Genomic DNA, 12996 nt, shown 5'->3' with positions numbered 1-12996 from the left:
GCTTGCCGGCTCGTTTGTTTTGAGCTCGCTAACGGGAGCCGGGCTTAAATAGGCTTCAGCGCGCTTGCCTGCCGGGCGAGCGACTCGATGATCTCCCACTTGCCCTCGCGCACCATCTCGTCCGGCGCCACCCAGGAGCCGCCGACGCAGACTACGTTCGGCACGGCGAGATATTCCTCCGCGTTGAGCGCCGAGATGCCGCCGGTGGGGCAGAAGCGCGCCGCCGCAAGCGGCGAGGCGAGCGACCTCAGGAAGGTTGTGCCGCCAGCCTGCTCGGCCGGGAAGAATTTAAGGAAGTCGATGCCGGCTTCGAGCGCGGTCATGATCTCGCCCGGCGTGATGGCGCCCGGCAGCAGCGGTACTTCGCTCGCGCCTTGTGCCGAGATCAGGCTGGCCGTCACGCCGGGGCTGACGATGAATTTCGAACCGGCCGCCGCCGCCTCCTCGAACTGCTTCGGATTGAGCACCGTGCCGGCGCCGACGATGCAGTCCTCGACCTCGCCGGCGACGCGGCGGATCGCTTCCAGCGCATCCCTGGTGCGCAGGGTGATCTCGATCATCCTCAAGCCACCCGCTGCCAGGGCGCGTGCGAGCGGAACGGCGTCCGCCGCGTTCTTGATCTTCAGCACTGGGATGACCGGCTGGCCGCGGAGCAGGGCGAGAAGCTTTTCGGATTTGCTGGTCATCGGTCACTCTGCGGTCAGGGGGATTTCAATCGGTTAGCAGATGGATGGTGACGAGTCCATGAAGGGCGCGCTCGCGGTCGGTCCCGTCCCCTCGCGGGAAGGGTAAGGGGTGGGGGTGGTTGAACCAGGCGAGGGCCGAGTTGGCCAAGCCCTCATTCGCGCCCAAACCATCGCAGCACCCTTTGCCCGAGCGCATGCCACCAGCCGCCGAACGGCATCGCATCGCCGATTGCCGCCAGCGTCTTCGGCCCGACAATACCGTCTGGCCCTAGTCCATGGTCCCGCTGGAAGGCGCGCACCGCCTCCTCGGTGTCCTTGCCGAATATCCCGTCGACGGTGAGCGGATAGCCGAGCGCGGCGAGTTGCTGCTGCAGGTCGCGCACGGCATCGCCGGCCGATCCTTCCGCGAGCAGCGCCCTCGGCGCGGATGGCCCGGCCCTGTCGTCGCCGGTCCCACCCGAAGCGCCCGCCGCATGCCGCCGATAGGCTGCCGCCAGTTTCGTGTGATAGGCGTTCTTCCTGAAGCCCGGTCCGTTGTAGCCGCGCGCGAACGCTTCCCAGTCGCGGTTTCGCAGCGCCTCCGTCAGCCCCGATTTCTCGATAAAGCGCGCCATCAGCCGCGCCTGCCCGGCGGCGCCCGTGCGTGCCTCGTCGACCAGCGCGTCGACATCGGCGAAACCCAGCCATGCCCAATGCGCGCCCATCACCTGCCCGAGCCCCCAGGACACGGATTCGTAGGCCGCCTTGCGGTCGATTTCGGCGGCGCGCGCAAGCAGCCGCCAGCGCGCCGCCTGGGAGGCCGGATTGGCGACCGCACCCGCATTGGGCGAAGCCAGCCCGTCGGCCCGCGCCCTTGCCAGCGCGTCGCCGGAAAGCCGGCGGTCGAAATAGTGCCCCTCGAAGCGGATAAGCGGCTCTTGCCTGCCTTCGATCACGGCAAAGTCGCTGCCGGCGCTCTCCACCTCGACGACGGCGAGCATCGCCGCCGGCTCGATGCCGAACTCCGACGCGACTTCCTTGATCTCTTCTGCGGTCTTCTCGGTGAACATTGAAAAATGGCTCCGTTATCCAACCGCAAGTCTCGCCGCATTCCGCCCGGCGTGGAGAAAATAGCGGCACAATTTATCTGTCCAGCATGGCAGCGCATCGCCCGCCCCGCCAGGCCGCCGGAAATCCGGCCGATTTGCCCCCGGCCTTGAAAACATCAAGGTGAAACGATACGCCGGCGCGCATGAATTCATCCACACCCTTCCGCGTCGCGGCGCTCTACCGCTTCGTGCGGCTCGACCGCTGCGAGGAGCTGCGCGCGCCGCTCGCCGCCTTCTGCTGCGGCCGTGGCATCAAGGGTACGCTGCTCATCGCCCGCGAGGGCATCAACGGCACCGTCGCTGGCAGCGAGACGGCGATCGCCGAATTGATCGCCCATCTCGAAGCCATGCCGGAATTCGCCGGCCTCGACGTGAAGTACAGCGCGGCTTCGGAAATGCCCTTTCACCGCATGAAGGTGCGGCTGAAGCGGGAGATCGTGACGATGGGCGTGCCCGACATCGACCCGCTCGCCGGCGCCGGCGCCTATGTCGATCCCAGTGACTGGAACGCGCTGATTTCCGACCCCGGCACGGTCGTCATCGACACGCGCAACGACTACGAGGTGTCTCTCGGCACCTTCGCCGGCGCCGTCGACCCGAAGACGACGAGCTTTCGCGATTTTCCGGACTGGGTCGCCCGCAATCGCGAAATCCTCGACGGCAGGAAGGTCGCGATGTTCTGCACCGGCGGCATACGCTGCGAGAAGGCGACCGCCTATGTCCGATCGCTCGGCATCGGCGATGTCTTCCACCTCAAAGGCGGCATCCTGAAATATCTCGAAGACGTGCCCGCCGAGGAAAGCCTCTGGCAGGGCGAGTGTTTCGTCTTCGACGAGCGCGTCTCCGTTGCGCACGGGCTAACGGTCGGCGACGCCGAACTCTGCCGCGCCTGCCGCCATCCGCTCACGGCCGCCGACCGGCTCTCGCCAAAATTCGCCGAGGGCGTCTCCTGCGAGCGCTGTTACGACAGCCGCACCGAGGCGGATCGCGCCCGCTACGCCGAGCGCCACCGTCAGGTCGAACTCGCCGCCGCGCGCGGCGCTGGCCCTCACATCGGCAGTTGAGACGCGCAACGCCCAAGCTCGAATTACGCCGCACGTCATTGTAATGTCGCCGCCGGCCCCTACTTCACCGGAGACCGCAAACCTGTCGCGTTGGAGGCCCTTGATGTTCGACCCCAAGAAACTGCTCGATGATCTGCTCGGCTCGAAGATTCCCGGCACGGAATCGACCGTCCGTGACAAGGCCGGACAGGCGACGCAGATCGCCAAGGACAATCCGCTTGCCGCCGGCGCGCTGGTCGCGGTGCTCCTGGGCACCGGCGCGGGGCGCAAGGTCACCGGCTCGGCGCTGAAGCTCGGCGGGCTGGCCGCCGTCGCCGGCCTCGCCTACAAGGCCTACCAGAACTATCAGAACGGCAACCAGCCCGGCGCCTCGGAGCCTGGGGCCCAGCAGGAGCCTGTGCTGCTGCCGGCACCTGAAAACACCGATTTCAATCCCGCCCAGGCGCCGCAGGGCGAGGCCGAGTTCACGCTTGCGCTGGTGCGCGCCATGATCGCGGCGGCCAAGGCCGACGGCCATATCGACGACGAGGAAAAGAAGAAGATCGGCGACCGCCTGACGCTGTCGGGCCTCGGTTCCGAGGCCGAGGCATTTCTGCGCGAAGAGCTGGAAAAGCCGCTCGATCTCGACGAGTTGACCGCACTCGCCCAGACCGAGGCGCAGCGCGTCGAGCTCTATACCGCCTCGCGTCTGACCATAGAGCCGGATTCGCGCGCCGAGCGCGGCTATCTCGATTTGCTCGCCGGCAGGCTGCAACTCCCCGACGCGCTGGTCGACCATATTGAGGCGACTGTCTCGGCCGCCAAGGAGCCGGTGCCCGTCGACGCGGCCAACGACGACTCACGGGCTTCCGTGCCGACGATCCCCGGTTCCGGCCGCACGCGCTGGTAGCGCCCCGGTAAACGGCCGGGCTGCACGCGTTGGTTGAGCCAGTACCGCGCTACAGCCGTTAACCTTTGGTTAACCAATCGGGCGCATGATTCGTGTCAGTCGGATAGGCATCCTCCTCCCAAGCCTGATCCGCGAATTGGGGGCGGTCGCCAATGGCCGCCCTTTTGTTTGCCGCTTGCCTCGCTCCGCCACGTTTGCGATGTGTTTCCTCCTGAAATCGGGAGGAACACGGAATGACAAAACCCGCCAACGGCAAGACCGCGATCGTCACCGGCGCCGGCACCGGCATCGGCAAGGCGACGGCGGCCGCGCTTCTTGCCGAGGGCTGGAATACGGTCTTTGTCGGCCGCCGCAAGGACGTGCTGGACCAAGCCGTCGCCGAGGCCGAGAGATCCGCCGCAGCCGGAGCCAAGGCCCTCGCCATCTCCTGCGACGTCACCAAGCCCGCCGAGGTTGATGCCCTGTTCGCCGGGGTCGAGACGGCATTCGGCCGTGTCGACCTGTTGTTCAACAATGCCGGCAAGGGCTTCAAGACCGCGACCATCGACGAGGTGCCGGTCGAGGTCTGGGACGAGGTCGTTGCCGTCAACCTCACCGGCTCCTTCCTGGTTGCGCGCGGAGCCTTCGCCATGATGCGCAGGCAGAAGCCGATGGGCGGCCGCATCATCAACAATGGCTCGATCTCGGCGCACACGCCGCGTCCCGGTTCGGTGCCCTACACGGCGACCAAGCACGCGATCACCGGGCTCACCAAGACGCTGGCGCTCGACGGCCGCCCCTTCGACATCGCCTGCGGCCAGATCGACATCGGCAACGCGCAGACCGGCATCGCGCCGCTGGCGACCGGAATGCCGCAAGCCGACGGCTCGATGATGGGCGAGGCGGTGATGGACGTGCGGCGCGTTGCCGAGGCGATCGTCTACATGTCCGGCCTGCCGCTCGATTCCAACGTGCTCTTCATGACCGTGATGGCCACCAAGATGCCGTTCGTCGGCAGGGGGTAGGCAACGGCCAGCAAACGCCGACTTCGGTTTCGCCACAAGCGACGCCATGCCTCGGCCGGTTTGACTCTGGACAATGCGGAGAAGGCCGAGGGCATGCAAATCTGCGGCCGACCGAAGCGAGGGTCGAACTGAAGCCAGATGCGCGTGGCCATCCTTTCCGACATCCATGCTAACCGCGAAGCCTTCGATGCGGCGCTCGAAATCGTTCGCGACCTTGGCCCGGACGAGATCGTCCTGCTCGGCGACCTTGTCGGATATGGACCGGACCCGGTTCATGCGATCGAGACCGCGGCCGAGCTGGTCGCCGGGGGAGCGCTCTGTATCCTCGGCAATCATGATGAGGCGGTGGTTCAGCCCGGTCGCGGCATGACGGAGAACGCGCGCGTCGCTGCAGCGTGGACGCGCAAGCAGCTTGCGCCCGCCCATCTCGACTTCCTCCGCAATCTCCCGCTCTCCCTCGCTTCCGAGGACCGGCTCTATGTTCACGCAAGTGCGGATCGGCCGGCGGACTGGCAATACATGCGCGATCTGGATGCCGCCGAACGCTGCCTGTCGTCGAGCCTGGCTCGTACGATCATCTGCGGCCACACCCATATCCCGGCGATCTACTACGCGCTCCCCGGCAAGCGTCCCGTCCATTTCCGGCCGCACGACGATATCCCGGCGCCGTTGTCCCCGCTGCGCCGGCACGTCGTCGTCGTCGGCTCGGTCGGGCAGCCGCGCGACGGGAATCCGGCCGCCTGCTTCGCCCTGGCCGATACCGAACGGCGGACGGTGACCATGATCCGCACGCCCTATGATTGCGACAGGACCGCCGGCAAGATCGCCGCCTGCGGCCTGCCTGCATGGCTTGGCATGCGCTTGAAAATTGGCCGGTAGGACCGGGCCTTCGGACCATTGGAGAGGATCGATGCAACGGCTTGAGACGGGAACGGTCATCGACGGGTTCGAGCTGGCGCGCAAGCTGCCCTCCGGCGGCATGGCGGCGCTTTGGCGCGCAACGAAGCCGGGGCTCGATCTTCCGGCGATCCTGAAGATCCCGTTCTTCGATCCAGGACAGGATGCGTCAGGGATCATCGGCTACGAGGTCGAGGAACTGATCCTCAAGCGGCTGTCGGGGCCGCATGTGCCGCGATTCCTGGGCTCCGGCGACCTCATGAAGATTCCTTACATAGCGATGGAGTTCGTCGAGGGAGAAAGCCTCGCCGACATCGTCGGGAAGGCGCCGCTGCCCGCCGATGAGGTTGCCGGCATCGGCATAAAGATCGCGACCGCGCTGGCCGCCCTGCACCGCCAGAAGGTCGCGCATCTCGACCTGAAGCCTGAAAACATCATCCTGACCGGGCGCGGCGCCGTGTTGCTCGACTTCGGCCTGTCGCGCCATGCCGAGCTGCCTGACCTCCTCGGCGAGGAAAGCTCTGTGCCGATGGGGACGGCGGCATACATATCGCCCGAGCAGGTGCTCGGTGAGCGAACCGACACGGCGAGCGACCTCTTCGCGCTCGGCTGCATCCTCTACCAGCTGGCGACAGGAGAAGAGCCCTTCGGCCGCCCGGCCACATTTGCCGGCATGAAGCGCCGGCTCTACCACGCGCCGAAGCGGCCGCGCGAGATCAATGGCGGCGTTCCGCGCTGGCTGGACGAGATAATCCAGCGCTGCATGGAGGTCGACCGTTCCAAGCGCTATGCCGAGGCCAGTCATGTGCTGTCAGACCTGCGCAACCCCGATCAGGTTGTCGTCTCCAGGCGGCGCTCGGAACGGCGGGCCGGTTTCTGGGCTGCCCTGACCGGTCTGTTCGGCAAGCGCGACGACCGTTCGCTGGTCGGCCGGGCCCGCATCGAGAGCCGGCATGCGGGAGCGTCGATCGTTCTGGCCGGCGTCGACCTCTCCAACGGCCGCGACGCGCTGAGCGACGCCGTGCTGGACGAGACGGCGCGCGCGTTGGCGACGCGGGAGGGTTCCTGGCTCGCCTGCGTCACCGTGCTTAAGACCGAGATCGTCGGCCAGACGTCCCTTGGAGACGAGAATGGACAGTCGATCTACCTGAAGCGCCTCGTGGCGCTCAAGGACTGGGCGCATCCGCTGCATCTGCCGGAGGATCGCATCAGCTACCATGTGCTGGAAGCGGTGAGCCCCGCCGACGCGATCCTCACCTATGCCGAGCACAATGACGTCGGCCACATAATCGTGGGCGCCCGCGGTTCGTCGGCGATCCGCCGCCATCTCGGCAGCGTATCGACCAAGATCGTAGCCGAGGCGCTGTGTTCGGTTTCGGTGGTGCGGATCAAGGCTGTCGAGGAGCAGAACCGGGACGGCGCAAGCACAGTTCGAATGGCTTAGCGCAGGGGGAACAGGAAGGCAGCCGGGCCACCGGTCGATTTGTCGGCAACAGCGCGGCGCAACCATGCCCGCGCGGGCAAAAAAGCGTGTTTCAGAACAGGAACGACGCCGTCGCCGGGTTGGACCCGGTGCGGCCGTCAGGCGAATCCAGCCCCTCGATTGCCTTCAGGTCCCCGGCGTCCAGATTGAAGTCGAAGACGTCGATATTGGCGGCGATGCGGTCCCTGTTGACCGATTTCGGGATGACGATCAGCCCCTCCTGAAGATGCCAGCGTATGATGGTCTGCGCGACCGTCTTGCCGTGCTTGCGGGCGATAGCGGCGAGCGTCGGCTCGTCGAGCAGGCGGCCGCTGCCCAGCGGGCTCCAGCTCTCGATCCTGATGTTGTGCCTGTCGTGATAGTCGCGCTTGTCGCGCTGTTGGAAGCGGGGATGCAGTTCGATCTGGTTGACGGCCGGCGTCACGCCGGTCTCGCCGATGATGCGCTCGAGATGATCCTGGTTGAAATTCGAAACGCCGATCGACCTGATGCGGCCGGCGTCCCTGAGTTCGATCAGCGTCTTCCACGCCTCGACATATCTGTCCTGGCCTGGCAGCGGCCAGTGGATCAGGAACAGGTCGAGCTGCTCCAGTCCGAGCTTCTCCATCGTCTCGTCGAAGGCTCTGAGCGCGTCGTCGCGCCGGTGCGCGCCGTTGCGCAGCTTGGATGTGATGTAGAGTTCGTTCCGCGCAACGCCCGCCTGGCGGATCGCCTGCCCGACCCCTTCTTCGTTCCTGTAGCCCTCGGCCGTGTCGATCAGCCGGTACCCGGCCTCGATCCCCCAGCCCACGACCTTGGCGGTGATATCGGGGTCGACCTGCCAGACGCCGAGGCCAAGCTGGGGAATGGAGGAGCCGTCGTTCAGGGAGATTCTTGCGGGCATGTGATGGGTCCTTGCTAATCGCTGGCGTCGATCCTCCCCATGGACCTATCTACGCAATGCGGAAGCCGACGCCAACCGCCGGGGCGGCAAAACTCGATTGTGGAGGGAAATTGAGAGTGCAATCAGGAAAGTGGCGCGCCGGGAACATGGAGGATGACGGGCCGGACCTCATAGACTGCCGTCTTGTTGACCTGCTGTAGCTCTTTGGCGATGGCGATCGCGGCGTCGTGGGTGTCGCAGTTCACGACGTAGAAGCCCAGCAGTTGTTCCTTGGTCTCGGCGAAGGGACCGTCGAGAACCATCCCGCTGGCGCGCACGGTGCGTGCCTCCTTGGTCGCGCTCAGACGCACCTGCGGGCCAAGGCTGCCGTCCTCGACCATCTTCGCCTGGACTTCCAGAAGTCGGCCCATGAGTGCGGCATCTTCCTCCGATGTCAGCGATGAGATCTTCGCTTCCTCGTGATAGGCGAGAATTGCGTAGAGCATGGGGAACACCTTCTTCCGAAAAAACCGTGCGCAATTGATCACGCGCGCTGCGTTGCGCCAAGGGTGGTGTCTTGCGCCAAACCGCAGCCGTCTCCTGCCATGATGCTGTCGGGAGCGGTTGTGATACCCCGTGCTGGCGCTGAACATCTCCGCGTCCGGGAAAAAGATGCACCTCGCCGAATACCTGCCGCAACTGCTGCTTGCCTGGTCGATCCAGGCGATGGGCATCCTCTCGCCGGGACCCAGCGTGGCGCTCATCCTCGGCGTGGCGACCAGCCGCGGCCGGCTGCCGTCCGTGGTCACCGCCTTCGGCGTGGCCTGCGGGTCGATCGTGCTGTCGGTGGCGACGGTTGCCGGCGTCACGGCGGTCCTTGCTCAGGTCGCCCAACTGATGACCGTCCTGCGTATCCTCGGGGCGGCTTATCTCGCCTGGCTGGCCTGGAAGGCGTTCCGCAACGCGGCCTCGACGCCGAAGCTCGTCATCGGGCGGGTCGGGCGCGAAAGCGTCTGGCGCACCGGGCTTGCCGGCTTCGTGCTGCAGATCTCAAACCCGAAGGCGATCATGTTCTGGCTGGCGATCGCCAGCGTCGGCGGGGTCGGCGACGCGCCGCTGCCGGTGGTCGCGCTGTTCGTCGCTGTGGCCTTCGTCAACTCGTTCCTTGGACATGGCGGCTATGCGCTGCTTCTGTCCTCCGCTCCGGTTCGCAGCGCCTATATGCGGGCCCGTCGCTGGATCGAAGCCGGCCTCGGTTGCTTCTTCCTGTTTGCCAGTTTCAAGCTCGCTACAACCCGGCTCTAGGATCAGGCGTCACGCGTCGCCGGTGTGGTTACGCGTCCTGGCCAGAAACTCCCTCATCCGCTCCAGAGCCTTGAGAATGTTCTCCTCCGAATTGGCGTAGGAAAGCCGGATGTAACCTTCGCCGAGGATGCCGAAGTCCGGACCGCCTATCAGCGCGACGCCGGCATTGTCCAGAAGTTCGGAGGCGAGCTTCTTCGCCTTCCAACCGGTCCCCGACACATTCGGGAAGGCATAGAATGCGCCCTTCGGCACGATGCTGGAGATGCCGGGCAGGTCGTTCAGCCCCTCGACCACGACCTTGCGGCGCCGGTCGAAGGCCTTCATCATCTTCTCCACATCGTCCTGCGGCCCGTCGATCGCAGCGATGCCGGCGAACTGCGAAGGCGCGTTCACGCAGGACCAGCAATTGACGGCGAGCTTCCTCACCTTGTCGTAGAGGTTCGCGCTCTTTGCCCCGTTCGGCCAGATAGACCAGCCCATGCGCCAGCCGGTCATCGCCCATGTCTTCGACCAGCCGTTCAGCACGATCAGCCGGTCGCGGATCTCGGGATAGGTTAAGAGCGAGGTGTGCTTTTCGCCGTCATAGGTCATGACGTCGTAGATCTCGTCCGACAGGATGGCGACGTCGGGGTGTTTCTCCAGCCCCTTCACCAGCCTGTCGATCTCGGCCTTCGGCGTGACGCCGCCGGTCGGATTGGCCGGCGAGTTGAGGATGATCAGCCGGGTCCTGGGCGTGATCAGCCCCAGCGTCTCCTCGGCGGAGAAGGCAAAGCCGTTCGCCTCGCGGATCGGGATCGGCACCGGCTTTGCCCCTGTGAACTCGATCATCGAGCGGTAGATCGGGAAGCCGGGGTCGGGATACATAATCTCCGCGCCCGGCTCGCCGAACATGATGATCGCCGCATACATGGTCGGCTTTCCCCCCGGCAGGATCATCACATTCTCCGGCGACACCTCGACGCCGGTCGTCGTCAGCGTGCGGCGCACCACCGCCTCGCGCGTCGCCAAGAGCCCGGTCGCCGGCGTGTAGCCGTGATGGCCGTCGCGCAGCGCCTTGATCGCGGCCTCGACGATGTGACCAGGCGTCTTGAAGTCGGGCTGGCCGATGCCGAGGTTGATGATGTCCTTGCCCTGTGCGGCCAGCGCGGTGGCGCGGGCCAGCACGGCGAAGGCGTTCTCTTCGCCCAGTCGGTCGAAGGCGGCGACTGTATGGAGCATGTCAGTTGTCCTCGGTGGCAGCGATGGCAATATCTGTCTTGATAAAATCGTTGCCAGCAATAAGCAGCGGCACGTTTCTAAACTTCGCTGCCGCGTAGACGAGGCAGTCGCCAAAATTGAGTTGAGCGGGATGCCCGCTGCCCTTGCCGAAACGTCTCGCCGCGTCCGCAGCAATCTCTGCCTCGGGGGTGGAGAGTTCCACGATCTGAAAGGGTGGCTGGCTTACCAGATCCCTCGCCCAATCCAAAAGCCGCTCGTCCATGCGGCGCAACAATGCGATTTCAACGAGACAGGTCGCCGGCACAATAGCGGCGGCGGCTTTGCCGAGGCGCAGTCTCAGCGACGGTGCGATTGGTTCTGTCTTGAATATCGCGACGAAAACGGACGTGTCGATGACGATCACTGTTCATCGCCGAAAATGGAGTCCATTTCCTTTTCTATCTCTTTCCAGCTCATTTTGGGTCCGGTCTGAGGATACTTCTTGGCAAGGTCGTCGAAGCGCTGCATCCTGCGCCGCACCTCGTCCTCCGGAACCGTATTATCCTGGCCGCCCGCTTCCCGCTCCGCCAGCCGGCGCACCACGGCGCTCGGCCCTTCGCCGGTGCGGCGGCCGATTTTGCGGATCAGTTCCTCGGTTTTCTGGTTGCGTATTGTAATGGCCATTGGCCCAAGCTCCATTGGGTGGAAGCATATACAGCTATGCAGCCATTCTCAAGCCGACGAGGCTCTTCGATGACCGACCTGAAAAACTGGACTCAGCGTCCACACCCCGAGCGCAAGGTGCTTGACGGGCGCTATGTGCGCCTGGAGCCGCTCTCGGCCGCCGCACACGGCGACGGGCTTTACGAGGCGGCGACCGCGGACCCAGAGCGCTTCCGCTGGCTCTTCGAGGCGAGTCCCGAGGGTCGCGCCGCCTTCCAGCCCTGGCTGGAGAAGGTTCAGACGAGCGAGGACCCGCTCTTCTTCACCGTCATCGACAAGGCTTCGGACAAGGTCGCCGGGCGCCAGACGCTGATGCGCATCGACCCCACCTTTGGCGTCATCGAGATCGGCAATATCCTCTGGGGGCCGCTTGTCGCGCGCAAGCCTGCCGCGACCGAGGCGCAGTTCCTGTTCGCGCAATACGTCTTCGACGAGCTCGGCTACCGTCGCTACGAATGGAAGTGCAACAACCGCAACGAACCGTCGAAACGCGCGGCCGAGCGTTTCGGCTTCCAGTTCGAGGGCGTCTTCCGCCAGCACATGATCGTCAAGGGCGAGAACCGCGACACCGCCTGGTATTCGATCATCGACAAGGAATGGCCGGGTTTGAGAAAGGCATATGAGGGCTGGCTCCATCCCGACAATTTTGATAGTGACGGAAACCAGAAAAGGCGCCTGGAAGATTTTCGTAAGTCTTTGGCGTGAAAGGTTATTTCGTTACCAGAGAGGCCTGTTGTGGCAGCTTCCCCCGGTCGTGGCGGCCATAGCCACGATCACGACCACGATGATCACGACCATGGGGATCATGACCACGCAGGTCACGATCACGCAGGCCACAGCCACGCCGGCCATGATCATTCCGGTCACAGCCATGGCGCAGGCCATGTCCACGGCGCGACCGACCAAACGCGCGTTCTGATCGCCGCCTGCCTGACCGGCGGCTTCATGGTCGCGGAGGCGATCGGCGGCTTCCTCACCGGCTCGCTGGCGCTGCTCGCCGACGCCGGCCACATGCTGACCGACTCGATCGCGCTCGGCCTCGCCTGGTACGCATTCCGGCTCAGCGGGCGCGCCGCCACGTCGAGCCTCACCTACGGCTTCGGCCGCGTGAAGACGCTGGTAGCCTACACCAACGGCATAACCATTTTCGCCGTCGCCGTGTGGATCGTCTACGAGGCGGCGCGCCGGTTCATGGTGCCGGAGCCGGTGCTGGGCGGGCCGATGCTGGTGGTCGCCACGCTCGGCCTGCTGGTCAACATCGCCGGCTTCGTCGTGTTGCATGGCGGCGACCGCCACAGCCTCAACATGCGAGGCGCTATCCTGCATGTGCTGGGCGACATGCTCGGTTCTGCGGCGGCGATCGTCGCGGCGCTCGTCATCCTTTGGACCGGCTGGACACCCATCGATCCGATCCTGTCCGTGCTCGTCGCGCTGCTCATCCTCTCCACCGCCTGGTCGCTGATGCGCGAGGCCGCGCATGTGCTGCTCGAAGGCGTGCCTGACAGCCTAGACCGCGACGGCATCGCGAAGGATATCCAGGCCAATGTCGCCGGCGTGCGCGAGATCCACCACATGCATGTCTGGTCGATGGACGGCACCAAGAACATGGCGACGCTGCACGCCTGCCTGACCGAAGGCACGGACGCTTACACTGCCGTCAGCGCCATCAAGTCGCGGCTGGCGGGCAAGCACGGCATCGAGCACGCCACCGTCGAGCCTGAATTTGGCGTCTGCACCGACGCATCGCCGAAACATCTGCACTAAACAATCCGACAACGGGCACTCATCAGGGAAACAT

General features: G+C 65.3%; 15 protein-coding genes. 8 read left to right on the top strand and 7 right to left on the bottom strand.

The window, feature by feature from the left end; translation table 11 throughout:
* Window positions 1-44: 44 nt before the first annotated feature.
* Complete coding sequence (locus ABLE71_RS21260; RefSeq protein ID WP_348785479.1) at window positions 45-686, bottom strand: 2-dehydro-3-deoxy-phosphogluconate aldolase; 642 nt, start codon at window positions 684-686, stop codon at window positions 45-47.
* A gap of 152 nt (window positions 687-838) precedes the next feature.
* The gene (locus tag ABLE71_RS21255; RefSeq protein WP_348785478.1) at window positions 839-1735 is read right to left on the bottom strand and encodes an N-acetylmuramidase domain-containing protein; all 897 of its coding nucleotides are present in this window, start codon (window positions 1733-1735) and stop codon (window positions 839-841) included.
* 182 nt (window positions 1736-1917) lie between these two features.
* Between ABLE71_RS21255 and ABLE71_RS21250 the strand changes: the two genes are divergently transcribed.
* From ABLE71_RS21250 to ABLE71_RS21230, 5 genes are all read left to right on the top strand, one after another.
* Complete coding sequence (locus ABLE71_RS21250) at window positions 1918-2838, top strand: rhodanese-related sulfurtransferase (protein ID WP_348785477.1); 921 nt, start codon at window positions 1918-1920, stop codon at window positions 2836-2838.
* A 103-nt stretch (window positions 2839-2941) separates the two neighbouring features.
* A complete protein-coding gene (locus ABLE71_RS21245) occupies window positions 2942-3727 on the top strand; it encodes a tellurite resistance TerB family protein (protein ID WP_348785476.1) in 786 nt (261 codons plus the stop codon).
* Window positions 3728-3960: 233 nt separating this feature from the next.
* Entirely contained in the window at window positions 3961-4731 is a 771-nt protein-coding gene (locus ABLE71_RS21240; RefSeq protein WP_348785475.1) for an SDR family oxidoreductase, read from the top strand.
* Between the two features lie 138 nt (window positions 4732-4869).
* On the top strand, window positions 4870-5610 hold the full coding sequence (locus ABLE71_RS21235; RefSeq protein WP_348785474.1) for a metallophosphoesterase family protein: 741 nt from the start codon (window positions 4870-4872) through the stop codon (window positions 5608-5610).
* Window positions 5611-5641: 31 nt separating this feature from the next.
* A complete protein-coding gene (locus ABLE71_RS21230) occupies window positions 5642-7072 on the top strand; it encodes a bifunctional serine/threonine-protein kinase/universal stress protein (protein WP_348785473.1) in 1431 nt (476 codons plus the stop codon).
* Window positions 7073-7163: 91 nt separating this feature from the next.
* On the opposite strand, the gene ABLE71_RS21225 is transcribed toward ABLE71_RS21230, so the two are convergent.
* Together ABLE71_RS21225 and ABLE71_RS21220 are read right to left on the bottom strand one after the other, a co-directional pair.
* The gene (locus ABLE71_RS21225; RefSeq protein ID WP_348785472.1) at window positions 7164-7994 is read right to left on the bottom strand and encodes an aldo/keto reductase; all 831 of its coding nucleotides are present in this window, start codon (window positions 7992-7994) and stop codon (window positions 7164-7166) included.
* A gap of 122 nt (window positions 7995-8116) precedes the next feature.
* Complete coding sequence (locus ABLE71_RS21220; protein WP_348785471.1) at window positions 8117-8479, bottom strand: YciI family protein; 363 nt, start codon at window positions 8477-8479, stop codon at window positions 8117-8119.
* A 166-nt stretch (window positions 8480-8645) separates the two neighbouring features.
* Between ABLE71_RS21220 and ABLE71_RS21215 the strand changes: the two genes are divergently transcribed.
* On the top strand, window positions 8646-9278 hold the full coding sequence (locus ABLE71_RS21215; protein ID WP_348785470.1) for a LysE family translocator: 633 nt from the start codon (window positions 8646-8648) through the stop codon (window positions 9276-9278).
* 9 nt (window positions 9279-9287) lie between these two features.
* Here ABLE71_RS21215 and ABLE71_RS21210 read toward each other — a convergent pair whose 3' ends face one another.
* From ABLE71_RS21210 to ABLE71_RS21200, 3 genes are read right to left on the bottom strand one after another with little or no spacing between them, the layout of a single operon-like run.
* The gene (locus tag ABLE71_RS21210) at window positions 9288-10496 is read right to left on the bottom strand and encodes a pyridoxal phosphate-dependent aminotransferase (RefSeq protein WP_348785469.1); all 1209 of its coding nucleotides are present in this window, start codon (window positions 10494-10496) and stop codon (window positions 9288-9290) included.
* Window position 10497: 1 nt separating this feature from the next.
* The gene (locus ABLE71_RS21205; protein WP_348785468.1) at window positions 10498-10899 is read right to left on the bottom strand and encodes a type II toxin-antitoxin system VapC family toxin; all 402 of its coding nucleotides are present in this window, start codon (window positions 10897-10899) and stop codon (window positions 10498-10500) included.
* On the bottom strand, window positions 10896-11174 hold the full coding sequence (locus tag ABLE71_RS21200) for a type II toxin-antitoxin system VapB family antitoxin (RefSeq protein ID WP_348785467.1): 279 nt from the start codon (window positions 11172-11174) through the stop codon (window positions 10896-10898). The genes ABLE71_RS21205 and ABLE71_RS21200 overlap by 4 nt, the downstream gene beginning before the upstream one ends.
* A 54-nt stretch (window positions 11175-11228) precedes the next feature.
* Between ABLE71_RS21200 and ABLE71_RS21195 the strand changes: the two genes are divergently transcribed.
* Window positions 11229-11903, top strand: a complete 675-nt coding sequence (locus ABLE71_RS21195) for a GNAT family protein (protein ID WP_348785466.1) — start codon at window positions 11229-11231, stop codon at window positions 11901-11903.
* A gap of 30 nt (window positions 11904-11933) precedes the next feature.
* On the top strand, window positions 11934-12962 hold the full coding sequence (locus ABLE71_RS21190; RefSeq protein WP_348785465.1) for a cation diffusion facilitator family transporter: 1029 nt from the start codon (window positions 11934-11936) through the stop codon (window positions 12960-12962).
* Window positions 12963-12996: the final 34 nt, after the last annotated feature.

This window comes from Mesorhizobium sp. KR9-304, assembly GCF_040049215.1.
Taxonomy (GTDB): domain Bacteria; phylum Pseudomonadota; class Alphaproteobacteria; order Rhizobiales; family Rhizobiaceae; genus Mesorhizobium_K.
Note: the sequence above shows the minus strand (reverse complement) of the source record. Positions and strands in the feature narration are given on the sequence as shown.